General features: G+C 56.1%; 19 protein-coding genes and 1 pseudogene. 14 read left to right on the top strand and 6 right to left on the bottom strand.

Annotated elements, in window-relative coordinates; all coding sequences use genetic code 11:
- Positions 1-9: 9 nt before the first annotated feature.
- Both KXG62_RS18425 and KXG62_RS18420 read left to right on the top strand, forming a co-directional pair.
- Positions 10-4,179, top strand: a complete 4,170-nt coding sequence (locus tag KXG62_RS18425) for a TIGR02680 family protein (RefSeq protein WP_218093460.1) — start codon at positions 10-12, stop codon at positions 4,177-4,179.
- A gap of 95 nt (positions 4,180-4,274) precedes the next feature.
- Positions 4,275-5,624, top strand: a complete 1,350-nt coding sequence (locus KXG62_RS18420; protein WP_218093459.1) for a TIGR02679 domain-containing protein — start codon at positions 4,275-4,277, stop codon at positions 5,622-5,624.
- A 729-nt stretch (positions 5,625-6,353) separates the two neighbouring features.
- Here the strand turns inward: KXG62_RS18420 and KXG62_RS18415 are convergent.
- Positions 6,354-7,154: a YheC/YheD family protein gene (locus KXG62_RS18415; RefSeq protein ID WP_218093458.1), complete on the bottom strand. Its 801-nt coding sequence runs from the start codon at positions 7,152-7,154 to the stop codon at positions 6,354-6,356.
- A 172-nt stretch (positions 7,155-7,326) separates the two neighbouring features.
- Between KXG62_RS18415 and KXG62_RS18410 the strand changes: the two genes are divergently transcribed.
- The 4 genes from KXG62_RS18410 (at position 7,327) to KXG62_RS18395 (ending at position 11,019) form a co-directional block, all read left to right on the top strand.
- On the top strand, positions 7,327-8,553 hold the full coding sequence (locus KXG62_RS18410; RefSeq protein ID WP_246627513.1) for a phenylacetate--CoA ligase family protein: 1,227 nt from the start codon (positions 7,327-7,329) through the stop codon (positions 8,551-8,553).
- A 12-nt stretch (positions 8,554-8,565) separates the two neighbouring features.
- Positions 8,566-9,543: a 2,3-diaminopropionate biosynthesis protein SbnA gene (sbnA, locus tag KXG62_RS18405; RefSeq protein WP_246627512.1), complete on the top strand. Its 978-nt coding sequence runs from the start codon at positions 8,566-8,568 to the stop codon at positions 9,541-9,543.
- A 3-nt stretch (positions 9,544-9,546) separates the two neighbouring features.
- Positions 9,547-10,527, top strand: a complete 981-nt coding sequence (locus KXG62_RS18400) for a 2,3-diaminopropionate biosynthesis protein SbnB (protein WP_218093457.1) — start codon at positions 9,547-9,549, stop codon at positions 10,525-10,527.
- 183 nt (positions 10,528-10,710) lie between these two features.
- A complete protein-coding gene (locus tag KXG62_RS18395) occupies positions 10,711-11,019 on the top strand; it encodes a hypothetical protein (protein ID WP_218093456.1) in 309 nt (102 codons plus the stop codon).
- A gap of 198 nt (positions 11,020-11,217) precedes the next feature.
- Here the strand turns inward: KXG62_RS18395 and KXG62_RS18390 are convergent.
- The 4 genes and pseudogenes from KXG62_RS18390 to KXG62_RS18375 form a co-directional block, all read right to left on the bottom strand.
- Positions 11,218-12,974 (bottom strand): annotated as a pseudogene (locus KXG62_RS18390) (sulfatase family protein).
- A 421-nt stretch (positions 12,975-13,395) separates the two neighbouring features.
- Positions 13,396-13,776, bottom strand: coding sequence for a Rieske (2Fe-2S) protein (locus KXG62_RS18385; protein WP_218093455.1), 381 nt, complete (start codon positions 13,774-13,776; stop codon positions 13,396-13,398).
- Positions 13,773-14,918, bottom strand: coding sequence for an amidohydrolase family protein (locus KXG62_RS18380; protein WP_218093454.1), 1,146 nt, complete (start codon positions 14,916-14,918; stop codon positions 13,773-13,775). The genes KXG62_RS18385 and KXG62_RS18380 overlap by 4 nt, the downstream gene beginning before the upstream one ends.
- A gap of 150 nt (positions 14,919-15,068) precedes the next feature.
- Positions 15,069-16,400, bottom strand: a complete 1,332-nt coding sequence (locus tag KXG62_RS18375) for an ABC transporter substrate-binding protein (protein ID WP_218093453.1) — start codon at positions 16,398-16,400, stop codon at positions 15,069-15,071.
- A gap of 165 nt (positions 16,401-16,565) precedes the next feature.
- Here KXG62_RS18375 and KXG62_RS18370 point away from each other — a divergent pair, with 165 nt between their 5' ends.
- Complete coding sequence (locus tag KXG62_RS18370) at positions 16,566-17,360, top strand: AraC family transcriptional regulator (protein WP_218093452.1); 795 nt, start codon at positions 16,566-16,568, stop codon at positions 17,358-17,360.
- A gap of 386 nt (positions 17,361-17,746) precedes the next feature.
- Here the strand turns inward: KXG62_RS18370 and KXG62_RS18365 are convergent, their stop codons facing one another.
- Entirely contained in the window at positions 17,747-19,405 is a 1,659-nt protein-coding gene (locus KXG62_RS18365) for a stalk domain-containing protein (protein ID WP_218093451.1), read from the bottom strand.
- A 201-nt stretch (positions 19,406-19,606) separates the two neighbouring features.
- On the opposite strand from KXG62_RS18365, the gene KXG62_RS18360 reads away from it, so the two are divergent.
- The 7 genes from KXG62_RS18360 (at position 19,607) to wrbA (ending at position 25,329) form a co-directional block, all read left to right on the top strand.
- A complete protein-coding gene (locus KXG62_RS18360) occupies positions 19,607-20,932 on the top strand; it encodes an ATP-binding protein (RefSeq protein WP_218093450.1) in 1,326 nt (441 codons plus the stop codon).
- Positions 20,933-21,112: 180 nt separating this feature from the next.
- Positions 21,113-21,745 (top strand): CBO0543 family protein, encoded by a 633-nt coding sequence (locus KXG62_RS18355; protein WP_218093449.1) that lies wholly within the window; start codon positions 21,113-21,115, stop codon positions 21,743-21,745.
- 16 nt (positions 21,746-21,761) lie between these two features.
- The gene (locus tag KXG62_RS18350) at positions 21,762-22,220 is read left to right on the top strand and encodes a hypothetical protein (RefSeq protein ID WP_218093448.1); all 459 of its coding nucleotides are present in this window, start codon (positions 21,762-21,764) and stop codon (positions 22,218-22,220) included.
- Positions 22,221-22,535: 315 nt separating this feature from the next.
- Positions 22,536-22,934, top strand: a complete 399-nt coding sequence (locus KXG62_RS18345; protein WP_218093447.1) for a DoxX family protein — start codon at positions 22,536-22,538, stop codon at positions 22,932-22,934.
- Between the two features lie 71 nt (positions 22,935-23,005).
- Positions 23,006-23,956, top strand: a complete 951-nt coding sequence (locus tag KXG62_RS18340; RefSeq protein WP_218093446.1) for a ring-cleaving dioxygenase — start codon at positions 23,006-23,008, stop codon at positions 23,954-23,956.
- Positions 23,953-24,564 carry an alpha/beta hydrolase gene (locus KXG62_RS18335; protein WP_218093445.1) on the top strand — a complete coding sequence of 204 codons (612 nt, stop codon included), beginning with the start codon at positions 23,953-23,955 and terminating at the stop codon, positions 24,562-24,564. Before KXG62_RS18340 ends, KXG62_RS18335 begins: the two co-directional genes overlap by 4 nt.
- A 150-nt stretch (positions 24,565-24,714) precedes the next feature.
- Positions 24,715-25,329 carry an NAD(P)H:quinone oxidoreductase gene (wrbA, locus tag KXG62_RS18330; RefSeq protein WP_218093444.1) on the top strand — a complete coding sequence of 205 codons (615 nt, stop codon included), beginning with the start codon at positions 24,715-24,717 and terminating at the stop codon, positions 25,327-25,329.
- Positions 25,330-25,513 lie beyond the last annotated feature (184 nt).

Genomic DNA, 25,513 nt, shown 5'->3' with positions numbered 1-25,513 from the left:
GAATGAAGCATGGAACCAATACATACACAGCAGTTTGCCGCTGTTCGGGAGAAAGGCGGCCAAGAGGCGGCCAGATGGCAGATGAACCGAGTTGGTATCCTTAATTTCTGGTATTACGATGAAGAGGAATTCCAGCTGGAAGAAGGCAGGCTGATTCTTCGCGGATCGAACGGTTCGGGTAAGTCGGTTACGATGCAAAGCTTTTTGCCGCTTGTGCTGGATGGGGATAAGCGGGCCCACCGGCTCGACCCGTTTGGTTCACGAGATCGGAGAATTGAGTACTATTTGATCGGGGAAGAAGACAGCGGGAAGACGGATGCGACCGGCTATTTGTGGATGGAGTTCAAGCATGGAAGGAGCGGCGCGTTCAAGACGGTAGGCATTGGACTGCGGGCGAGGAGACATGCGCAGCAAGTACAATTCTGGGGCTTTGTGCTTGAGGATGGCAGGCGCATTGGTCGGGACTTCTGGTTGTATGACCGGAATCGCTGGTTGGAAGACGAAGTACGGATCCCGCTTGATCGGAAGGAGCTGGAGGCCAAGATTAGCTCCGGGGGACAGGTTGTACATGATCAGAAGTCATATCAGGAGCTGGTGAACAAACATATTTTTGGCTTTGCGGATGGGGATGCCTTTCAGGATTTACTGCAGCTTATGATTCAGTTGCGCAGTCCGAAGCTGTCGAAGGATTTCAAGCCGACGGCGATCTACGACATTCTCCATCAAGCGCTGCCGCCACTGTTGGAGGAAGAGCTCAGGCCGTTGTCCGAGGTGCTGGAGGATATGGACCAAATGGCCGACAGGCTTGATGAGATCAAAAGGCACCGCAGTGAAATGCTGAAGCTGCAAGAGCGGTACGAGTTATATAACAAGCATGTGCTTTTTGTAAAGTCGGAGCAGATGTTGGAGGCTAAATCCGGGTACGATGAAGTCGCTGCGAGAGTGAAATCCTCCGAGGAAGCTTTACAGCTTGCGGTAAGCGAGAAGGCGGCGGCCTCATCGCAGCAGAGCGCGATTCAGATCAGGGTGCAGGAAATTGCAGCGGAGCGAGGGGTGCTGGAGCAGCACGAGGCAATCGGCAAGCAGCGGGAGTACGAGACAGCGTCGAAGGTGCTGGAGGATACGGACAAGCAGTTGGAGCGTTCCAGGGAGAAGGCAGCGAAAGACCGGATCAAACAAGATCGTTTGGAGCGCGACAGGCAGGATGCGAAGGACAAGGAGGCAGCGGCGGAGCGGGAACAGAGAGAGCTGTTGGACGAACTGGAGGCGATGGCCGGGGATATGGAATTTGCCGGGCATGCCGTCTACCATCGATCATGGGCTAGAGATGTGCCGGCAGACGATGCTTGGCGAGAGGGCTGGCGGAAGGATATTAAAGCTCACCGCGGTGTGATTGAGCGGGCCTTGGCCAAGGCGGCAGAGGAGAAAGCCGCGGCTGCGCTTGTGAAGGAACGTGAGCTTGAAATGGGTGAGGCGAGCCGGGTTCGTGATGAGGCCGAACGTGAGCGCGCGGAGAGGGAAAGGCAATTGGACGAACAGCGAGAGGCGTTCAAAGACGAGGTCATCGACTGGCAAAACGATCTGCAGCATATGGCGTTTGACGATGAAGCTGTTCGGGAGACGTTTAGTGCGATACGTCACTACAGCGTGGGACCAACGGCCTCCCTTGAAACGATCCGTGAAGCGATGTTGAAGCGGTATGCGAGTACCAGGGACAATATGGTCGCACTGCGAATCGCGCTGGAGAACGAGCGGGATGCTTATGTGATGGAGCAGGAGTCTCTCCGTCAGGAAAAGCACGGTTGGGAACAAAGTCGCGAACCGGAGCCGAAACGGAGTGCGGCGCGGATAGCAACTCGCAGCAGGAAAGGACAGGGAGACGGTGCGCCGCTGTTCGCTGCCTGTGACTTTAGAGCGCACGTGACGGATGAAACCAGGGTTCGCATTGAGGAGGCATTGGAGCGTTCTGGCTTGCTGGATGCCTGGATCTCACCGGAGGGGAGGTTTGGAGAATGCGGCGCCGGCGAGGAGGACATGTGGATTGTGCCGAATCCGCTGGAGGTTGGTTACACACTGGCGGATTTATTAGTGGCCGCCCCTGCGGAGGACAGCGGATTGACCGCGGAAGTGGTCGAGAAGGTGCTGAGAAGTTTTTTGTGGGATGAAGAGAGGCATTTTGTTGACGATAGCGATTGGCATGGGGTCATTGCCTCGGACGGTTCTTACCGGTTGGGGCCTTTAGCTGGTAAAGCAAATGTGAAGCCGCGCGCGGAATATATCGGCAAAGAAACTCGGGAGCGTACGCGATTCATGGAAATTGCCAGATTAGAAGAGGCAATTGCGGTGTTGGCAAGCCGGATTGACGAGACAGACCGGCAACTGGCTGAGCGTCTGGACGCCGAGCGTGAACTAACGGCGGAACGCGATTCGTTTCCGAGCGGCGCCGATTTATCGCAGAGCGCCGGTGAATGGCAAGCGGCCTCGTATCGACTGCAAGCCGCTGCGCATCAGGAAGAGCGGGCGATCGAGCGATACAAAGCAAAGTCCGGCGAATGGCGGGAGCTTCAGAGGGAACTGCATGATCTGACATCCGGGTGGACGCGGCTTAAGCGAGAGAAGGAGCTGGCGGAGGCTACCGCGATGATCCGCGATTATGAAGGAAGCCTCTCAGAGCTTCACTCCGCATGGCGGCAGTATCAGGATGCGCGGACTACACGGCAAAGGCTTCAAGAGGAGCTGGAATCCGTCGCTGCGGATTTGGAAGATGAGGAAATGCTCGCCGATGAGCTTGATGAGCGGCGGAGGAAGTCTCGGGCCGAGGTTGAAACGTTAAGGCAGTTGATCGAGGAATTGGGACTCGCCGATGTGGCGAGAAAGCTCCAAGAGCTTCGTTCGGAGCTAGCGGGATTGCTGGCGCGCGGCAAGGAGCAGGAAGGGCTCCTGGATGAAGCCAAACGCAAAGAAGCGCGAGCAGAGGCGCAGCTTGTACTGTTAAATGAGCAGGCGGAGGAGCTTCGCTTGAAATTGGACCGGGCACTTGGGCTATGGCAAGGCGAACTTCGCCGAGGTCTGGTGGCGGAATGGCGCGCTAAGGCTGAAGGGTCGGACGGCTCGGTCGGAGCGCCGGGGTCTGAATTTACGCAAGCTAAAGACATCCGAAGAAGCTATGAGTCCTTGTTCGCAACGCGTAACGCTGAGAACATATTGAACCGCTTGTTAGAACAGTTCAATACAGCGCGTATGCTGCTAACTGAATATGTGCTGGAAATGGTGACGGAAGAAGCGTCCGGACGGCTATTGCTGCTGTCGATGCGCAATGTTCAGCAGCCACTGCCGCCTCATATGCTGCTGGAGGAATTGGAGGAGCAGGAAGCCGAGCAAAGCGCTTTGTTAAGCGAGAAGGATCGCGAGCTGTATGAAGAAATAATTTTGAGAAGCGTGGGCAAAGCCATTCGGCAGCGCATTCACCGGGCCGAGCAGTGGGTGCGGCAAATGAACAAGCTGATGGAGGAGCGCGATACGTCCAGCGGTCTGCGCTTGAAGCTGGAGTGGGAGCCGAAGCCGGCGTCTGGTGACCAACAGTTGGATGTCTTCGATCTGGTGGAATTGCTTAAACGCGATTCACATCGCCTCCGGGAGGACGAAATCGATGCCATGATCGGGCATTTCCGGGCGCAAATCAGCAGCGCCAAGCTATCCGCGCAGGAAGAGCAGGAGTCGCTTCGCCAGCATCTGTACCGCGCACTGGATTATCGCAATTGGTTCCGGTTCGAGCTCAAATACCGCAAAGGGGAACAGACAGGCTACCGTCCGCTGACGGATGCCCGGTTCAACGTGCTGAGCGGCGGCGAGAAAGCGATGGCGATGTACATTCCGCTATTCGCGGCAACATGGTCCCGATACTCCGATGCGCGAGCGGACGCCCCTCGTCTCATCTCGCTTGACGAGGCCTTTGCCGGCGTGGATGAAGAAAATATGCGCGATATGTTCAAGCTGCTGACCGACATGGGCTTTGACTATATGATGACATCCCAAGTGCTGTGGGGCTGCTTTGATACGGTGCCGAAACTGGCGATCTACGAAATTTACCGGCCGAAGGATGTTGACTTCGTGACGCTCTTCCGTTATCGCTGGAACGGCAGCCGGAAGGAATATGTGGGAGGCGGCAGTCAGGCATGAGTCACCAGCCGCGAAAATCTCATCCATATGTAAGGACGGACACGGATCGTATGGCAAGAGTGAGAAGATATTTCGCGCAACCGGGGTTCGAGAAAATGCTGCAGCTCGTGTGGAAACGGTATGCGAGTCTGGAAGAAGCCAAAGGACATATTGTCTTACGAGGAGCAAACGCGGAGGAATGCGAGGCGGTGAATACCTTCTTCGGCAGGTATGAACAGCCGGGAGCCGATATTCGGATTTCGCTTGCGCAGTTCGCGTCGGAGCTCAAAGGGTCTGCATTCCCTTTTACAATTCCGGAGTTGCATGAGATTCTGGTCGGGAGTCCTTTACTCACGAACGCAGACCTGAAGCTGCTCGCTGAAACTGAATGGCATGCTTTGTTTGACAACGTTAGAAGCTCGTATGGGGAGTCTTGTGCACAGCTTGCACCGGTCGTTAAGGATTGGCTGGCCGGATTGGAAGCAGGCGCAGCCGGGGGCTACCGGCCGCTCCGGGAGTTGTGGCGAATGTCCCCGGAGACGGCTGAGCGGGAACTCGGCATTGCGGTAAAGGCTTGGAACTTACTGCTAAATGGGGAAGCGGCAAGATTAGTAGGGGGCCGGGCGCAGGTAGCGATCCGAATACCCGTGCTTGCCGCTTTAGCGTCAGGCTACCCTCATGCGCTGGATCGGAACCAGGCGGGGGGCCGGCTGTTCTTCCACGCACTGCGTTATGCCCATCAGGAGGGGCAGGCCTTGTGTTTGGCAGACGCATCAAGTCTTGGCGAAGTTGCGAATGCAACGACCGGCATCGACAGTCTGGTTGCCCGGGACATCTACCGTCGGGCGGGCGTGTTGGATGACGATATTTCTTCCTCTGTTCACCTCTATCTTCCTTTCGGTGGCGCGATGAAGGGTCCTTTTGTCATGACCTTAAGGCAGGTGGAAGCTGCGGCTGTGCTGCCGCTTGTCCATCATGTGTATGTCGTCGAGAATCCTGCTGTCTTCTCGACTCTCGCAGATGTAACGGATAAGCTGTCATTCACCGAGACAACAGAAGGTCACGAGACCACCGGGCCCTTGCTGATGTGTACAAGCGGTCCTGCCAGTGCAGCCGCGCTGCGGTTACTGGATCGTTATATGGAAGAGGGACGGATGCATGGAAGTCTCTATTATTCGGGGGATTTTGATATTAAAGGTATTGAGACCGGGAATGTCTTGGCTATGCGGTATGCGGAGTGCTATGCGCCTTGGTTTTTCGACTCCGACCGTTATCAAGCGACGCTTAAGCAAGGCGATTCTGTGTTTGTGTCCTTTTCGAAGGAGGAACTTGTTCGTTTAGAGAAAACGCAAGCGGTGTGGGACAAATTGTTGTGTGTGGCGATGGGTGCTGGCGGATATAAGTTGTTTCAGGAACAGCTAATGGATGCCTTGATTCAAGCGTGGCTATGCGAGGTTAGGAAATAGATAAACGAATTTCCCCAGTGAACAAGGAATTCCTGGTCAAATACCCCTAAAAACCTACTTTTCGCTCTGAATTGACGAAACTGAAATATTTGGTTTTATAGAGGAAACGATACAGCCGCTTAAAACCAATAAATTCCTAAATATTATTGAGGAGGGTTTTGCAATAGTCTCGATAACAATAAATGAATTTGCGGCTTTGTATCTAAAAAGCAATCCAATGAGTAACAAGAAGTCGCTCGTCAGCTGCTTGGAAACCGCGGTTTCCGCCAAACAAGCCGGAGCTTGTTGCAACCAATGCCATCAACCTATTTGGGCGATTGGAACAGCTTTAGCGGGTTGGAATGTATGCTTTACCTGTCTAACAGGGGGAGCGGATCATTCGGATGATTATGAGATCGATTAGGTTTGCTACTAACAGGCGAGTTTTGCCACTTAGAGTCTTAATGAAAGTGTTTTGGGCATAAGGCGGAGGACTTTGGAAGTATTGACCCATCGGCTAAAGGATCTAAATATTCGTAGTTGCCCATGGATATCGCCACTTCTTGATCCTTATAGAAAGAGTTGAGCAAACCGAAGTTTTTTTCACCTTAAGAGTCTTTACCACAGCCATAACAACAACCTCCCGCCATCACGATGATCGTGAAGCGGGAGGTTGTTTGCATTACATGGAAGCAGCTCTATGAAATACAAAGCGCATACAACCGGCGCGTTCCTGTCAAACTCTCTCCCTTATTTCCTCCCGCAGCACGGGGCCTTCTTCGACTTATTGCACACCAAGGGATACCGTCGGCCGTACGCCTTGGCGTACGCTACGATCTTGCGGATCGCGTCCTTGTTATCCAGCTTGGTGAACGGGCAAGGGTCCGGGCGGGTGTTGACTTCCAATATCCAAGGCTTCAGATGGCGGTCAATGCCGACATCGAGGCCGAGCTCGTTCATGGCAGGATACGTACGCCCGATCCGGGCTGCGGTCAGGCGGGCGAGACGGTTCAGGCGGTACAATAGCGCGGCCGTCTTCTGGTCGCCGGCGAACGGCTTCAGCAAGTCTTTGGCCGCATAAATGGTGCCGCCCTGACTTCCGTTCGTCACCGCTTTGTTCGGATGGGCGAGCCGTGCCGCAGTTCCTGTCGCTTCCCACTGGCGGGCGGGACTTTTCTGGATCATGACGCGGAAGTCGAAGGGGCGCTTCTGGTATCGCAGCAGGTGAATGCCTTTCTGAATCAGGTACCGTTCGGCACCGATCCGTGAAGTTAACGATCGGACCATGTCTTGGAACGATGAGAAAGTATGCTGCTTCATGCCGCTCTGGTACCGATACGTGCTGCCCTGCTTCTCAACCCGCATAACCCCAATCCCCTGCGAGCCGACGTCCGGCTTCACATACACCATCCCGTAACGCTTCAGCATGTCGTGCAGCTGACTAGGCGTATACGAACGGGTAACAGGTACATGCTTTGCCAGCTCCGGGTGACCGAGGAGCATTCGGGCTTTCAGCAGCTTGCTGGCGACGCTGTTCCGGGTATTTGCCATCGGGCTTCCTCCTTTCTGGTAGGTTCTTTCCCATATCATACGGGGCCGGGCTTCGATAGGTGATCGTACTTTTTTTGGCTGTGTGGCAAGAACGGGGGCGAACCGCCTGCATATGTTATAGAAACGCGAAAATGGAATAATCAGGTAGACAAGAGGGAGGCGAAAAAAGCGAATGCGGTTGCCTGCAAGTCTCAAGCAAGCGATAGGACGCATGTCGCAGTATTGTCCCTGGTATATGCAACAGCCTGGGACAGGACAAGAACGCGAAGCCGGGGAGACGGATTTGGAATCGCTGCCGTTGATGACGGCTTCAGTACTCGAAGCTCATTATTATACGGACAGCAATCCTTTGGGCGAGCGCAGCGATGTCCATTGCTACCGCACGTCGGGAACGAGCTCCGGCCGGCGCAAGGCGATTTATTACACGGATGCGGACGAAGAGGCGTATATCGGCATCAAGCTTGAGGTGTTCCGGGCGATCCTGGGAACGAACCATTATCGGACTGCGTTAGCCGATATGGGAACGGGACATGCGGAAGCGACGGCCGTGGACGTGTTCCGCCGGCTCGGCATCGAGGTCGAGTCGATCTCGTTCCGGCGGCCGATCGAGGAGCATCTGGAGCGGCTCGCGGCCTTCCGTCCGGAAGTGCTGTATACGATGCCTTCCATTCTGGAGCGGCTGCTGCAGGCATCGGCGAACCCGGCCGGTTACGGTATTCGCCATGTCATTCTGGTGGGGGAAATCGCGTCGCCGGTCTGGATTGGGCAGGCGGCTCGGCGGTTAGGTCTCGACGCGAGCCAAATTACCGATACGTACGGATCGATTGAGATCGGGACGATCGCCTATTTTTCCCACGAGCATGGGCGTTACGTGTTAGCGGAAGGACTCGTTGCCGAGGGTATCGCCCCGGAACGGCTGGGCGAAGGAATGGAGCCGCTGGAATCCGGCGATGAGCAGGTGCTTGTCCTGTCCTCCGCCGTGAGGGAAGCGTTCCCTGCAATGCGCTACGTCACGTATGACGTCGTTCGCGATCTGCGCCCGATCCGGGTGGACGGCGTGGAACGGCAAAGCTTCAAAGGCATCGTGAAAAGGATCGGCCCCGATCTGAAGCATGGCGAAAAAATTAGCATCTACGACATCGAGGAAGTCGTATTCCGCCATTTGAGCGACGCGAGGGTTCGCGTGAAGGTGACGGGTAATGCGCTTGTTGTGCACGTATACAGTCTGGGGGCGACCGCTGCGGCGCTGGAGCGCATCCGGGATGAGGTGGAGAACCGCATTCCGGAAATCGGGACGATGATTCGCGCCCGTATTCTCGGCGAGCTGCGGGTGGAGCGGGGGAGCCCGGAAATGATGGCGGGCAGCGCTATCAAGAGCAAAAAAATATTTTACGAGTGAGAAGGGATACGATTGAAACTGGAAGGCGGGATAGCCGATACGATCGGCGGTACGCCGTTAATTCCGCTTCGGCGGGTATTCGGCGGCGAGTCGTTTCAGGTATACGGGAAGCTGGAGGGGGCGAATCCCGGCGGGAGCGCGAAGGATCGGCCTGCGCTGCATATGCTGCGGGAGGCGATGCGGCGCGGAGAGGTCGGAACGGATACCGTGGTCATCGAATCGAGCTCGGGCAATTTGGCGATCAGTCTCGCGCAATTATGCGGTTATGCGGGACTCCGGTTTATTTGCGTCGTCGATCCTCGGACGACCGAGCAGCATAAACGCATCATTCGCGCCTATGGCGGCGAGATTGATCTGGTCGCTGAGCCCGATCTGGAGACGGGAGAGTATTTGCCGGCGCGGATTCGCAGAGTAGGCGAGCTGGTCCGGAGTATACCGAACGCGTATTGGACCAACCAATATGGCAACCCGGACAACTATTTGGCTCACGCGGAGACGACGATGAGGGAAATCGGGGAGCAGCTCGGCGAGATTGATTATTTGTTTTGCGGCGTCAGCTCCTGCGGCACGATACGCGGCTGCAGAGAATACATCGACCGTCAGGGATGGTCTACGAAGGTCGTCGCCGTCGATGCGGCGGGCAGCGTCATTTTTGGCGGAGCGAAAGGTCCGCGCAAATTTCCGGGGCTGGGGGCGGGCATCACGCCAGGCCTGTACCAGCAAGGCATGGCTGAGCTCGTCGTACATGTTACGGACACCGACTGCGTCCAGGGATGCCGTGAGCTGGTCCGGCACGAGTCGATCTTGGCCGGGGCTTCATCCGGAGGTATCATCGCCGCCATCCGGCGAATCGCCCGCAGCATTCCTGCGGGGTCGGTATGTGCGGCGATATTACCCGACCGCGGCGAACGGTACTTGGATACGGTATATAACGACGATTGGGTGCGGCGGGAGCTTGGCTACGACCCGTCGCTCTCGTACGGAGGCTAGCGCATGATCTATTTGCATGACGGTCATATTCGGGACATCGGCATCGATTGGCATGGACTGACGGCGATCGTTGAGGAGATTGTCGCTATCAAGGACGGAGGCGACTGTGTTCATCCGCTGAAGCCGTACTTGCGGTTTGGCGAGCCGGTGAACCGGATCATTGCGATGCCGGCTTACGTCGGCGGGAGCATTCAGATGGCGGGGATCAAGTGGGTAGCAAGCTTCCCGAACAACCATCTTCACGGGCTGCCGAGAGCGCATAACATGATCATTCTCAACGATCCCCAGACGGGGGCGCCGGTCGCCATGATTCACAGCGGCTTGCTGAACGGACTGCGTACGGCGGCGGTCAGCGGGCTGATGCTGAAAGCGTACATGGCGGCACGCCGACCTGCCAAGCTGCGAGTCGGTATTGTGGGCTGGGGGCCGATCGGCCGCCTTCATCTGGATATGTGCATCCGGTTATTAGGCGGGAAGCTGGAGCGCATCACGCTGTACGATGTGCGGGGAATTGACCCGGACACGGTGCCTGAACCGGTTCGAGGAATAACGGACATCGCGGACGATTGGAGAGCGGCGTACCGCAGCTCCGATGTGTTCGCCACCTGTACGGTCTCCGATCAACGCTATATCGACGAAGCGCCGGCGGATGGAATGCTGCTGCTTAACATCTCGCTGCGCGATTATATGCCGGCAAGCGTGTCGAACGTAAACGCCGTCGTCGTCGATGACTGGACCGAGGTGTGCCGCGAGAATACGGATATCGAGCAGCTGCATTGCAGCTTCGGTTTGAAGGAATCGGACGTCATCACGCTGTCGGATGTCGCCGGTCGCGGCGCGTTGGCGTCACTTGACAAGCGGGAAACCGTATTTTTCAACCCGATGGGGCTGGCGGTCTTCGATATCGGGGTGGCTGCATGGTATTGGCGGGAAGCGCTGAGGACGGGAACGGGGATCGCGATGGAACAGGCCCCGCAACAGTAGCGTTCGATTCCGGCAACGGCGCTGCATTCCGGCAGAAGGGCGACTTGCCGTCTGAAGGCCAAGGGAAAACCGGGCGCGGGCTCACCTAAAAATTGTTTTAGCCCGCAAGATTCATAAAACATCCATAAATTGCTTGTATCGTTAATATATTGTACGGAGGATATTACTAAGGAGGCGTTGGAAATGACCGGTTCCAGAGTCCTGAAATGGATAACGGGGGCATTCGAAGTGTTCCTGGCTATTCCTGTAGTAGGCGCTGCCGTCGTAATGGGAAGCGCGTACACGGCTTTAGGAGTGATGTTCATTCTGCACGTGATTACGCTTATATTATCCGCCAAGAACAAAGAGCCGTTTTATGGATCCATCCTGGGCGTCATCACTTCGGTATTGGCCTGGGTTCCGCTGCTGGGCTGGATCCTGCACTTGATTACAGGCATCTTGCTCATGGTGACCGCTTCGCAAAAATCGAAGCCGTCCGTTTCCCAGTCGTAGAGCCTGTCGGATGCAGCATGCAATGATTCGAAGCAGCCGCTGAAAGACGTTTAAGGCAAAAGCGAGACTGTGCGCCCGTTCGTTATAAAGGTATGGTGAAACGGACGGTTCCGCGCAAGCACGACGAGCTCAGCACAGACGCTGGGCTCGTTTTTTCGTGCAAGGTCTCTGCGGTACAAGCGGCCTGATAAGAATGTTTCAAGTATGGTACGTTGCGGGCTGTAATCGTTTATGCTTTCGCTGCGCGGCCAGCAGCGCCATCATGTGTCGCTGGATCGCGATCGTAGTCGGTGTCGCGCAGGAAGGATGCGCGAGATTGACCGTTTCCAGCGGATCGTCGGACAAGTTGTACAGCTCGAACTCGTCCTCGGCGGGCTTCGTCTTGACGGATACGTTCCAGCAGCGGACCGGACCGTAAGCGGGTCCAACTGGCGAGCTTGCGGTATCGCTTACGCCCGGGCAGCTCCAGAATTGGGTAGGATCGAAGTAGCGGGACAGCTTCCACCGCTGTTTCTTGCTGTTGTGCGTCACGGTCATTATGATCGTTTCGACGTGATTGGGCTGCGCGACGGAGGGGTATGGCATCCCCAGCGCATTGCATTGATGCAGCCCGCGGGTGACATCGTCGTCCGACATGAAATAGATGGGCTCATCGGGAAGAGAGACACGATCCGGCTCCCGGATGACCGCCGACAGGTCGCGGCCGACAAGTGACCTCGCTTCGCTGAACTTGCTTCGCAGGCGCTCCCGGATGGCCTCGGCATCGGCATTAGCCAGCCCCAGTAAGGTGGGCATCAGGTCCACATGACTCGTAAGGGCATGGCATTGCTGCGGCTGCGGGAATAGACGCCGGTTATGAATGATAAAAGGAACATGCAGCATTTCCTCATACGCGCAGTACCACTTCTGGCGCAATCCGCCGTGCGCCCCCAACAGTTCCCCGTGGTCGGAGGTGAAGACGACGATGGTGTTGTCATAAAAGGAGGAGCGCGTTAGGGCCTCGAGCACTCTCGCTATTTGCTGATCGGCGTTTTTTTGCAGCTGATAATACAGCTTGCGGTAAAATGGCTCATCGAGGATAGGCTGGAACGCGTACGGGTACAAATCACGGTAGCTTGCCTGGCATCGCGGCTTGGTATGCAGCGGTTCGTCGAATGTCGGCGACGGGGGGACTTCCGGCATAGGGTCAACCGCGAACCGGAACGCCGGCAAGTGGGCCGTCAGCGCCCCGTAGAGCACAATATCATGCGGATTCACGAACGACGCGACAATAAGCCAAGGCTGGGCTTCGCGCTCTGCGAGGCGCTGCCGGTCCAGCGCTTCGATCAGCTCCGTCGTTTCCTCGACGTACGTCTCATCGCGGCCGCTTACGCCGATCGCTGCGGACGAAGCGGAATTTCGCGGATTGCGTCCGTGAGGCTCGGGACCGATCCAGCCGGCGAAGCCGTAAGCATCCAGCCTGTCGGCATCCGCATACAACCGTCCAGCCCGGGATCAGGCTGTCCTGTGACGGGCTCGTAGCTCGGGACGCTTCGGTGTGTACCCGGGACCGGCATATCTTCATCCGAGATATGCCACTTTCCCTTATAGTACGTCTGGTACCCGGCTTCGCGGAAATAATGGCCGAGCGTAGGCACGGTATTGCGATCCAGCCAGAACATGTCCGGGTCGCCCGACCTCTTGGCGATGCCATTCGTCTGGCTGACGCCGTGAAGCGAAGGGTAATGCCCGGTAAGCAGGGTCGCCCGGCTCGGGCAGCAGGCGGCACTGCCGATATAGTGATGGTGGAACTCAAGTCCGTGCGACTTCAAGAACCGCTCGGCGGCGAAGTGGCCCTTGCGCCATTCTCGGATTTCAGCCGACTCATAGACCGGTGGATACCGCTGTTCGTCTACGAGGATGACGAGAATGTTCGGTTTATCGAGACCGGGGGGCAGCGGGGGGCTGGCGTTCACGTCCTTCACAGCATTCACATCCTATAGGGAAGTCATATGTATTATTAAGATATGACTCGGAACGGCCGTGCAGTCGTCATAACCCAAATGGAAGGCGGCCGATGGCGGCGAATGCCGGGGGCGCACTGGAACAGGCAGGGACGTGGGGCGAATGTCTGAAATGCCAATTACGAACCACATTCGTCTTACTGTCGCGGTCGGCAGCGTTTTTTTCTCGGATTGGCGGTTCTGCAGCTTTCGAATGCGGGGGGGACTTTGGCCGCAAGCTTAGACGGCCCATCGTCTCGTTCATTGCTCTTGTTTTACGGAGATGGGCTGAAAGAGACAAGAACAAGAACAAACCTCCAATCCGGCGATCACCGGATATGGAGGTTCGTTCGCTTATTGGAACCTAGCGGCAGCAGAGGCCGGATCGGCGACCTTACAAATGGACAAAGAGCTGGTCCTCGTCCTCAATCGAAACATCATATCGTTCGACGGTGACGTCGTATGTCTTCGTTCTTGTCTTCGGATCGACGACCATGCAGCCCGACTTGATCTCGAACTCCCAGAAATGCCACGGACAACGCACGATTTCCCCTTCCATCTCGAAGCAGAACTCGCCGGGATACGAGGAAGTGACGAAGGAGGTCGTAATCCCGAGGCAGAGCGGCGCGCCTTGATGCGGACATACGTTGCGGATCGCATAATAATGACCGTTGACATTATAAACGCCGATGCTGCGGCCTTCGACTTCGACGATTTTGCGGGCGCCGGGCGCGATCTCCGATGCGCGGCCGACCAAGTAACGGTTGTGGCTCAAGCCCCGACACCTCCGGCTGTCGCGGGTTCGGACGGCAAGCCGTACAGCTCCGCCGCATTCTCGTAAAAAATACGGCGCTTCAGCGCATCGTCCATTTTCGGAAAGGCACGGAGCGGCGAGTCGAAATCCCAATGCGGGTAATCGCTGGCAAACATCAGGCATTCGCGCGCATGAATCGCCTCCATCATCGGCAGGAACAGCTCCTTCTGCGGCGGCAGCTCGATCGGCTGCGACGTGACCCGGACATGCTTGCGGTAATACTCGCTCGGCGGCTGCGTCAGCCAAGGCGTCTGATGGCGCAGCGCCTTCCAATCTTGATCCAGCCGCCACAGGAACGGAGCGACCCAGAGCATGCCTGCTTCGACCATCGTTACCTTCAGCTCCGGAAATTTGACGAACACGCCTTCGAAGATGAGGCTGGCCAGGTGCGCCATCATGATCTGCGTGCGCGCCGCCCGGTATTCGGCGTAATAGCTGACGTATCCCGCCCCCGTCGGCGGGTGGTTAATGCCGATGCCCTCCATGCTCACATGGATGGCAAAAGGCAAATGGTTCCGCGCGCAAGCGGCGTAGATCGGATCGTAGATCCGGTTGCCGTACGGCCGTTGCGCGCCGTTGGACACGATCACCTGCACCATGCCCGGATGGGAGCCGACGCGGTCGATTTCTTTGGCCGACAGGGCCGGGTCCTGCTTCGGGATTTGCACCGAGCCTTTCAGTCGGCTGTCCCGGGATACGTATCTTTCGATCACGTAATCGTTCATGGCGGAGCAGAGGGCGGCAGCGTAATCGGTATCCGGCGTCGTATGAACGGCGTAATCGCTGCCGGTCAGGACGCCGTAGGCCAGGTTATATTTGTCGAGATGCTGGGCCTGAAAGTAGCGCAGGTAGCTGTCCTCGTCCTCCTCCTTTCCGCGAGGCGGGCGATACTCCTGCATGGAGCCGTTCGTCCCGCCGTTCAAATACATTTGATTTTGCCCGGGGAGGCGTTTGCCCCACGTGTCCATCTGCTCGCGATACATACGCGGCAAATACGATTTCAGTCCTTCGTACGGCACGCTGGCGTGAATGTCGCAATCGATAATGGATTTTTTTCCAGTGTACGACACGCTTTCCATCGCTGCCTCTTCCTTCGCTTCCATTCGATTCACTTCCTTGCTGAGTATGGGGTAAGGTGGTTCTGTAATCTTATGATAGCGCCGCGCCGGAACGAAGAATATACAGCAATTTTCACTTTTATTTTCACTTTTTTGCGTACACATCCTGTTTCTGCACCAGGGTGTGGGGCAAAGCTACTTGGCCTTCTCCTGCATAATCATTTGCCTTGTCTCCTGATCGATGTTGCGGAAGGCGGTATTCAGGTCCGTCGTTCCTTTGGCCAGCGCTTCCAGCGGCTTGAGATATATGTTTTGCGCGAGCTTGTCGTAGACGGTCATCGGCGGAATTTCGGCGAATTTGTATTTCAGAATGGCGGCGTAGTTTTTGCCTGGGTACGGCGATTTCGTGCCGAAGGCTCGTGTCACTGCCGGCGTCTGCAGCACGGGAATAATCGCCCGCTCGGCTAGCGACTTTTGCGACTCTTCCGTCAGCATATAGGCAAGAACCTCCATCGCTTCATCGGGGTGCTTGCTCATGGACGTGATGCTGAACATGGTCGGCAGCGGCTGCGGCCCAACGCCGGGCGCTTCCTTGAACAGCGGATACGTGGCGAGATCCCAGTTCACCCCGGATGCATCGAAGTTCAGGAACATGTTGGCTAGGCCGATAAACATCGCCATATTGCCGGTTTTCAAAAATTGATTCGGGTCCGACATCTTCTTGTTGTCCGTCGTGCGGTAAGCGGCGATCAGCGGCTCGAAGACGGTTTTCCAGCGGGCGTCCGTTTGAATCGTCGGCGTCTGCGTCTTCGCATCGATATACGGAATGGAGAAGGGGCTCATCGCCAGCGCGTTGGAAGGGTAAAGCCCTAGGCCGTAATAGGCCGTCCCGCCGTCGACCCGGTTTAATCGTTTGGCGATATCGAGCACCTCGTCGCGCATCATGCCGTCCTTCGGATACGGAACGCCGAACTTATCGAAGATGTCTTTGTTGTAGTACAGCACGTCGGTGTTATTGACTAACGGAAGCGCATACATTTTGCCGTTTGACATGGTTTTGGCGATATTGATCGATGCGGGATCAAGCTGGTTCAAGTTGACGTTATGCTTCTTGATCAGGTCGCTCATATCGAACTGCAGCTTGTAGCGGTCAAGGTTAATGAACGTGTTCGAGTACGTGTCCCAAAATATATCGAAGGTCGTTCCGGCCGTAATCAGGCTATCCATCGTTACGTTTTTGGAAGACTGGATATACGTGATCGTATAATCCGGAAATTTGCGCCTCATTGCGTCGCCGAACCGCTCGTCGAACGCTTCCTTGGTCCAGCCCGAGGTGGAGAAAAAGACAAGCTCCACCGGCTCTTTCTTCGTCGCCTGCGGCGGCTCCGCCGCTAAAGGCTGCTGTGGCGCGCCGCTGCAAGCGGCCATCGAAGCAAGCGCCGCCCCCGCGCACAGAAGGCGGATACAGGAAACGGCCCCCCGCGGCAGCGCCTTGCGTCGAATCCATCGTCGAATCGTGTAAAACAAATGCAAACCCTCCTTATCGGTTTTTGTCTGTACGCTCTCATCATACTTGCGGCCCAAAGCGAAGAACATGCAGGAATTTGAGCTTTTATTTTCATTTTTTTGCGCGACGCAAATGAATACTGCTGTGTTATCTTTATAGTAAATCGAGTGGACAGGGGGATTCGAATGCTGACGATGTCCAACGGAAGCGTAGAAGTGGTTCAATGCGTCTATACGGGGCCACGCCCCAGTTTCATGTTCCCGGAAAGCACGCACCAAACATATACGGTACTCGGCGTGGAAGCGGGCTCCTTCGAATATGAGATTGCGGATCGGCAGGGCCGCGCGGCCTTCGGAGACTTGGTGTTTTGTCCGCCGGGCGAGCTGTTCCGGCGCCAGGCGCTGGAAGACATTACGTTCCACGTGATCTACTTCCACTATGCACCGGACGGGCCGGAGGCATCTGCACAGCTGCCCGTCGGAAAAGTCGCGATCCGCGATACGGCGCGGCTGCTATCGACTTACACGTACCTCCGCAAGCTGCAGCGGCGGTTCGGCCGGATGGTATCCACGCAGAATACGGTCGTTCCGCTGCTGCTCGACCTGCTGTTTCTAAGCGAGATGGAGCGGGAATTCGCCGTCATGGGGAAAGATTCGAGCGATCCGCTCATGCAGCTCGCGGCCGGGTATATGCACCGGCATTTGTACGAGGACATGAGCATGAAGCGAATCGCCGGGAAGCTGGGAATCGGGCAGTCGCAGCTGACCCGGCGGTTTTGCGCAGCGTACGGGGAGACGCCTGTGGAATATGTGGCAAGACTGCGCCTTGAGGAAGTGAAGCGGCTGCTGCTGGAAACCAATGAGACGCTCGACGCCATTGCCGGCCGCTGCGGATTCGAGAACGGATCGTATTTGAGCCGCGTGTTCAGCGCCAAGATCGGGATCGCCCCGTCGCTATTCCGGCACCATTACCGCATATAGTGAAGCCGCGGAGGGGGGCCGGCAGATCGCCGAACGGCATCGGCGCATCCATGCAAACTTGCGCAAAAACATTGAATTGTGAGAATATCCACAAAATTATACACAATATTCACAGCCTAAAACCGCTTACTGTGTATAATTCGGACGGTGTATGTCAACATATCCACAGGATGATCTATCCACATCGATGAGCCGGGAGGAGCGGAAGTAGGACGTAAGGCGGAGGATCTGCATGGGGTCATTCGGAGCATCCGGTCCGCTCCCCGGACCGAGGGGTAACCGCCTAAAGTCAACCGTCAACCATAATACGTCAGTACGTCAACGGGCAACGGCAAACGGCCGACAAAAAAAGGAGCCTTGGCTTCAGCGCCAGACTCCTTCATGTTTTAATAATTGATTTTTACGGTTCGCGTCGCTTCCGCGTAATCGACTTTTGCTCCCAATACTTCAGCCAGCAGCCGCACCGGCACCATCGTGTTTTCGTCGATTAACCGGGCGGGCGTGTCCGTCGTTTTGACCGTGCCGTTGATTTCAACCTGATTGGCATTCGTATACAGCGTAACCTTCAGCGGCCCTTTCGTATAAACCGCCGCTCGCTTCTCGTTGTCCCACTCCACATTCGCTCCGAGCGCGGCCGCGAGATCGCGGATATACAAATACGAGGAGCCGTCGACGATCAGCGGCGGCCGCTTCATCGGAAACGCAATGCCGTCTACCGAATAGGCAGTGTCATCCAGTCCGAACGCTGCGGTACGCTGAACCGGTGTGGCGGTCACATAATTTTTTTTATAGTCGGCCGCATTTTGATGCAGCTTCTGTTTGCCGAGCGAAGCGACCGGCTCCGTTGTAAAATCCCATTCCTTCGTCTCGGTCGTGCTGGCGCCGTCCTTATTCACGGCTTGCAGCTTCAGCTTGACATAGTAGCGGGCATCCGCTTCCAGCGGTTTGCGCGGGATCACAATGATCGCATTCGTCAAGCTGTCGTCATTATCCGGCGAATTGGCGAGAATGTCGACCGGCTTGTTGCTGCTGTCCAGCAGCTCGGCGCTGATCAGCTTGACCTTGTCGATGTCGGCGCCAAAATATTGGGCCATAATCGGATAGCCGGCAGGGTATTCCGCTCCGGCATGCATGCGCAGCGGGTCCGGCGCTTCATATCCGTCGAAGACGGTAGGAACGAACCGGTCGCCGGGGGCCGGGGAGACGACGAGCTGCGCGTTATTGGTCGGCGTCAGTCCGAATAAAATAACGGTATAATTGCCTACTCTGCCGACGCCGACTTCCTGTATGGATGGGTCGAGCAGCGGGGTTCTATGGTACGGCGCATCGAAGAACGCGTCGATCGCTTCCTTCACCGCAGCCTTTTTGAGCAGCGCGGCATCTTCGCCTACACCGCCGGTGGAATAGCCGTAATATTTGGCGCGGTCGAGCGGTTTTTTGCCGATAAATCCGGATTTCCCCGGCTCTTCTTCATGCAGGCTGACCCGGCTGTCCTTCGACTGATTGACCTTGTTCTTTTCCAGATAGCTGGCGTGGGCGGTCGCTCCGGCGTTCAGCATGTCGTTGAACTTGACGGGATTCAGTCCGTAAATCGCCCGGTAGTCGTTCAGCGCGGACAAGCCGTCCTGCTGCTCGGCCGTCACGGCCGGAAACTGCTTCAGCGCATTGGCGGCGACGGTGAACTTCCAGGATTGCTGCATCGGCATATAGCCGGGATACGTGATCGAGATCTCCACATTGTACTCGCCAGGCGCGAGGTCTTGGGCCGGTGTATGGCTCAGCGTTCCTTTGCCGTCATAGGTCGCGGTGACGCTTTTGCCGTTCAAATACATGGAATACGCCGAAGGCTGCATGCCCAGATCGGTCGTAAAGTAATAGGTGATTGCGGGACGGGTGATGCCGATCGTATCGTTCGGAGCGGTCCGGTAGCTGTAAGTGGAATCCGCTCGGGCCTCGTCTGCGAAAAAGGCGAGATTCGCGCATCCGAGCATCATTACCAAACAAAGCATCGCGACGAATTTGGTCAGACGATTCGTATGTTTCATCATTCTCCTCCTCGTTTCTCTATCCGTTTAAGTGGCTTGGCTCCAACAGTTTGTATTCGTCATGGATCGACAAAACCCTTTTTCAAAAAAATTACCATACTTCTCATGAGCAATATTTCACAATATGGATGAGGGTATATCAAAAACAGGCATAGTCTGATATAGTGAAACAGTAGTAATCTATTGATTTCGGAGGCCTTAATGTCTACTTCCAGAACGATTCAACTGAGCCACAAGGTGAATGTTGAGAATGGAGCGCGCATCCTGTACAGCTACGATTCCGCAGAAGGGTATTTGCGCAATGCGGTGTCCTTCCTGCAGAGCGCCGTAGACTTCGATCAGCATGTGATTTTCATAGACAGCAGGGAACGCTTCGAATCGATTACCGCAAGACTGAGGTCGGAGAGGCCCGGGAACGACCGCGATTACATTCATTTTGTAGATAGCGGGGATTTTTTCCGGAGGCATGCCGATTATCGGTTTGAGCACGTATTGGCGCATATCGAGCCGTTCGGAGAGCGATCCGGGCATGAGAATGCATCGGTGAGAATATGGGGGCATGCGGACTGGCCGCTGGAGCAGGCTAACGCCGCGCATCCGGAGTCAAAGCGCAGCGCCGCGGCGGGCGAGCACGATTACTTCACCGTCTGCTGCTACGACGGCAGCGTCATCTCCGCCTCGGCCCAGAATGAGAAGCTGAAAACCCACGGCTATTTAATGACGGATCAGCATATGATCCGCTCCAATATGTACCGCAGCCACCGCAACAGGCAGCTGCTTCCGTCGCACTCCGCGCAGTATGAGATCGAGACGGAGATGGATTTTTACAAGCAAAAGCTTGATTTCGTCCATGCCGTATCGCATGAAGTCCGCAATCCGCTCACGGTGATCAAGGCGTATTCGATGCTGTTGATGCAGAAGACGGAAGAGGAGGCGGACCGCGAAAAGCTCAAGGCGATTTGCGATTACGTCATGCTGATCGATAACGAAATCAGTCATATTATAAATACGGAGCAGCTATTGACGACCGAATCGTTATGGCTGCGCAAGCAAATCATGCCCAAGGCGCTGCTGGCCGAAGTGACTGAGATGATGGAAGTGAAGGCGCGGACGCAGGGAATGAAGCTGGTCAGCGATATTTTGCTTTCGGATGGGGACCGCCTGCTCAGCAACGCGATCGGCTTTAAGCTGATCGTCTCGAATATACTTGGCAATGCGGTGAAGTACAGCTACGAGGGCGGCACCGTCTTTCTTCATGTGTACACCGATCAGCGGCGGCTCTATATCGCGGTCAGAGACCATGGGGTAGGCATCGGTCAAGAACAGCTCGGGCTGCTGTTCCGCAAATACGAGAAATTCAATGAAGAGAAGGGCGGGCAGGGCATCGGCTTGTTTATGGTGAAAAAGCTGGTTGACTACTTCGATGGGGACATCGACGTCAAGAGCCATCCGAATCAGGGGACCGTGGTCACCGTCACGCTGCCGCTGCAGTCCGCGCCGGTTCCGAACGAGTCGGCCGCCGATTGACGCAAGAGTCTATCGAATCGAGAAGAGCGCTTCAAGCTGCATGATGGCGGCTGAGGCGCTTTTTGCCGTAGAAGGAGCCGTCTCAAACCTCTTGCGACAGGTTACTAAATTTTACAACACATATATTCGTTTCCCCATTGAATACTAATGTTAACCATCCAGTGCAAGGAGGAATTCAGTGTGGAACGGTTCATGATGAGAATGCTGTTTGTTTCTTGTTTGGCGGCGGCTCCCTTTGTGTTGAAGCGCAGACATTTGCCGATGCATCTGACCGTGTTTTTTGCCAAAGGCATTTTATCCACCGCCGTCGATTCCGTTTTCATCAAAAGAAATAAAATCGAATATCCGGTCCGGCCGTTCCCGAATATCTTCGATACGAACATTTTATACGATCTGCTGTTTTATCCGCTGCTGAGCGTCATTTGGGTCCGGTGGACGTCCAAATCGAAGCCGCTGGGGATAGTCCTGAAAAGCTTGTGCTTTAGCGTGCCGATGTCGATCGCGCAATGGATTATGGAGAAGCGGACTCGGTTGTTTCAATGGAAGTCGTGGTCGGTTCTGCAGACGTTCGCTTATATCAACTTCACGTTGTTTACCATTCGCGCGCTGGCGGGAGCCGTGCACCTATTTACGAAAAAGAACAAGCAGGAACTTAAAGCGCCGAAGCAGCGGGAGTCCAGCCTCATGGCGCTGCCGCTGCGGATGAAGGACAGATGGCTTCGGCCGTTCACGAATACCGTACAAGCCGATGCCCGCCATCGCTTCGTTCCGCAAGCGCAAGCCGCTGTTGAATCTGCCGATGTGATGCACTAGTAGCCGTGATACCGCCATGACCACTTCCAATAAAATCGAAAAGCTGCTGTGGGCGATCGCCCTTCCCGGGTTCGGCCAATTTCTGAACAAGCAGTATGTCAAAGGAATCACTTTGATCATACTGGAATTTGTGATCAATACGCAGGCGCATTTGAATCTGCTCATTATTTATAGCTTCCAGGGGGATATTGACGGTGCCATTCAGGTGACCGACTACCACTGGCTTATGTTTTATCCGTGCCTGTATATGTTCGGCATGTGGGATGCCTACAAGGACGCAGGGACGACCGCGCCGTTCGCATACCTCCCGTTCGTGTTGGGCGCCTTTTTCGGCACCGTCGGCATCATGTTTTCGACGAAGCTGAAGCTCTTCGGCGTTTTGTTCGGTCCGGTGTGGCTGCCCATGCTGTTTGCGTTTATCGGCATTTTTACGGGCATCGTGTTCTTTCTGATGATACGCAGAGTGGTCAGGTAAGCTGTTCGGAAATGCGGTTATGGCGGTTTTTTTTCATAGAACCGCCTGTTCACGTCCAGATGCAGAAAGGCACGCGGCTTTTTTCTAGAATGGGTTGACAACGCTCGGAAAATCATTTATCTTTAATTCAAGATAATTAAATTTGAGACAAACGAAGGAGTTGAGCTTCATGCTGCGGAATACGGTAGACAACCGAGGAGCTGCCATGACGGTCCAAAGGGCCGGCAGAGGATCGAAATATAGATAGAAGCTTATGCTTGTCAAATATCTTAAATTAAAGATACTCAAAATAATAATAAATGGAGGATGATAGGTATGATGGCATGGGGATTGCTTGTAATTCGTTTGGTTGTTGGGTTGTTGTTTGTCGGGCACGGAGCCCAGAAGCTGTTCGGGTGGTTCGGAGGGTACGGTCCGAAAGGAACGGGCGGTTGGATGGAATCGGTCGGCATAAAGCCGGGTATCGTCATGGCGGTGGTCGCCGGATTGATGGAGCTGGTCGGAGGCGCACTCTTCGCCATCGGCTTCGTGACACCGCTCGCTGCTGTGCTTATCACGGCCGCCATGCTGGGCGCGATCGTCAAGGTGCATGGCAAAAACGGACTGTGGATCACCTCGAACGGCATTGAATACCAGTTGGTGCTGATCGCCGTTGTAGTCGGGATCGCGCTGACCGGTGCCGGTTCCTATTCGCTGGATGCTCTGATTCAATAAAACGCTTGTCATAACAATAACGGCATGGCTTGCGCTAGGCCATAGACGAGAAGCATAGAGGAGGAATACAGATGACCATGCAAACGGCAGGCATTCACCATATTACCGCATTCGCCCGCGATCCGCAGGCGAATGTCGACTTCTACGCCGGAGTTCTGGGGCTTCGTCTCGTGAAGAAAACGATTAACTTCGACGCCCCTGAAGTATACCATCTTTACTTCGGCAATGAGGAGGGAAGTCCGGGAACGATCATTACGTTCTTCCCTTGGCCGCATTCGCGTAAAGGAGCTGCCGGGGGCGGCCAGGTCGGCATCACCTCGTATGCGGTGCCGGTCGGCTCGCTCCCCTATTGGGAGCAGCGGCTTGCAGGCTTCGGCGTTGAGACTGCCAAAGTAAGCCGATTCGGCGAGCTGTACCTTCAGATCTCGGACAACGAAGGTCTGCGGCTCGAGCTGGTCGAACGGGCGGAAGGGGCGGAAAGCCAGTGGTCGTTCGGCGGCATTCCCGCCGAACGTGCGATCAAAGGCTTCGGCGGCGCGGTGCTGTTCAGCGTTCATCCGCAGCGCACGATGGATGCGCTGGAGCAGCTGCTCGGGCTGGAGAAGGTAGCGGAAGACATGGCATATGCTCGCTTCCGCGCCAAAGGAGACATCGGCAACGTGATCGATGTACCTCTCGCCGCGATGAGCCAGGGGAGTGACGGCGCGGGCACAGTGCATCATATTGCGTGGCGCGCCGCGGATTTCCAGCAGCATGACGCGTGGAGAAGCGCCGTGGAAACGTACGGCTACCATCCGACGCCAATCGTGGATCGGCAATATTTCAATGCGCTCTACTTCCGGGAAGCCGGCGGCATCCTGTTCGAGATCGCGACGGATCCGCCGGGATTCGCCCGCGACGAGCCTGCCGATGGGCTGGGCTCACGGCTGATGCTGCCTGACTGGTTCGAGCCGCATCGCGCGCAAATCGAAGCGAACCTGCTTCCGATCGAAGTCCGGGTGTTGGAGGGGAAATCGGTATGAAGCATCTTTACGAGCAAGGCTTGCGTCCCGAGGCGCCAACGTTAGTGCTGTTCCATGGCACGGGAGGGACGGAGCGCGATCTGCTGCCGCTGGCCCGCGCCATTTCTCCATCCTCGTCTGTTCTCAGCCTTCGCGGGAACGTGCTGGAGAACGGGATGCCGCGCTTCTTCCGGCGGTTGGCGGAGGGTGTGTTCGACGAAGAAGATTTGATCGTTCGAACGAAGGAGGTGCATGCGTTCCTCGACCAAGCCGCCGGCGAGTACGGGTTTGACCGCGGCAGCGCTGTGGTGGTCGGCTACTCCAACGGCGCCAATATGATCGGCAGCCTGCTGTTCCATTATGCGCACCCGTTCAAGGGCGCTATCCTTCATCACCCGATGGTTCCGCGCAGAGGCATCTCGCTTCCCGATCTGACCGGACTCCCGGTATTTATCGGAGCGGGGACGAACGATCCGATCTGTTCCCCGGGGGAAACGGAGGAGCTGCAGCAGCTTCTCGGCGCAGCCGGCGCCTCCGTGACGGTCCAGTGGGAGAACCGCGGCCATCAGTTGACCTATACGGAAGCGGAAGCGGCGGCGTCCTGGTTCCAAGCGCGCTTCCCTTCCTGATTTTCGCTCATCCCCGCTCTGATCCCGGAGCGGACCGCTTTTCGAAGAATGCCGGCTTTCGCTGCTGTAAATAATAATATGGTGTGTAGAGCGGGATTTCCCGATAAAGCTGCTGCTCATACCTCATATCGAACAGGAGAGTGCAATCCAATGTCTAGTGTCAATCTCGCGATCATTTATTACAGCTCGACCGGTACGAACTACCAGCTTGCCGAGTGGGCGGCGGAAGGGGGCAAGGAAGCCGGTGCAGAAGTAAAGGTGCTAAAGATCCCGGAGCTGGCGCCGCAAGCGGCGATCGATTCCAATCCGGCTTGGAAAGCCCATGTCGAAGCGACAAAAGACGTACCGAACGTAACCTTGAGCGACCTGGAGTGGGCGGATGCGATTGTATTCAGCGTTCCGACGCGATTCGGTAACGTTCCCGGTCAAGTGAAGCAGTTTATCGATACGACAGGCGGGCTATGGTTTCATGGGAAGCTGGCGAATAAAGTCGTCAGCGCCATGAGCTCAGCGCAAAATGCGCACGGCGGGCAAGAGCAGACGATTCTTCAGCTGTACACGACGATGTATCATTGGGGGGCCATCGTGGCCGCGCCGGGCTATACCGATCCCGTTATTTTCGCTTCCGGCGGCAATCCGTACGGCACCAGCGTAACGGTTGATTCATCCGGCCGCATGGTCGAAGATGTACAACCGGCGGTGAAGCACCAGGCCAAGCGTACCGTTGCCGTTGCCAAGGCGGTCAAGTCGGGACTTAACGCCTGATCGGCCGTTCCGATTCCGGCGTATCACAGCGGAGGCGGTCAAGAGCGAAGGGGCCGTGCTTCTTTCGGCCAGGGCCGCCGGACAGCCGGTAGGAATGCGGCTGAGCCGCACAGGGCGGCGCGCGATGCGTATCGGCGTTCTCGCCGCCGCTGTTATCACTAGGAAGACAGGTTGTTTGCTGGAT

The sequence above is a fragment of the Paenibacillus solanacearum genome (genome assembly GCF_910593845.1).
Lineage (GTDB): Bacteria > Bacillota > Bacilli > Paenibacillales > NBRC-103111 > Paenibacillus_G > Paenibacillus_G solanacearum.
The sequence above is the reverse complement of the archived record's forward strand: the minus strand, read 5'-3'. Positions and strand labels throughout refer to the sequence as shown.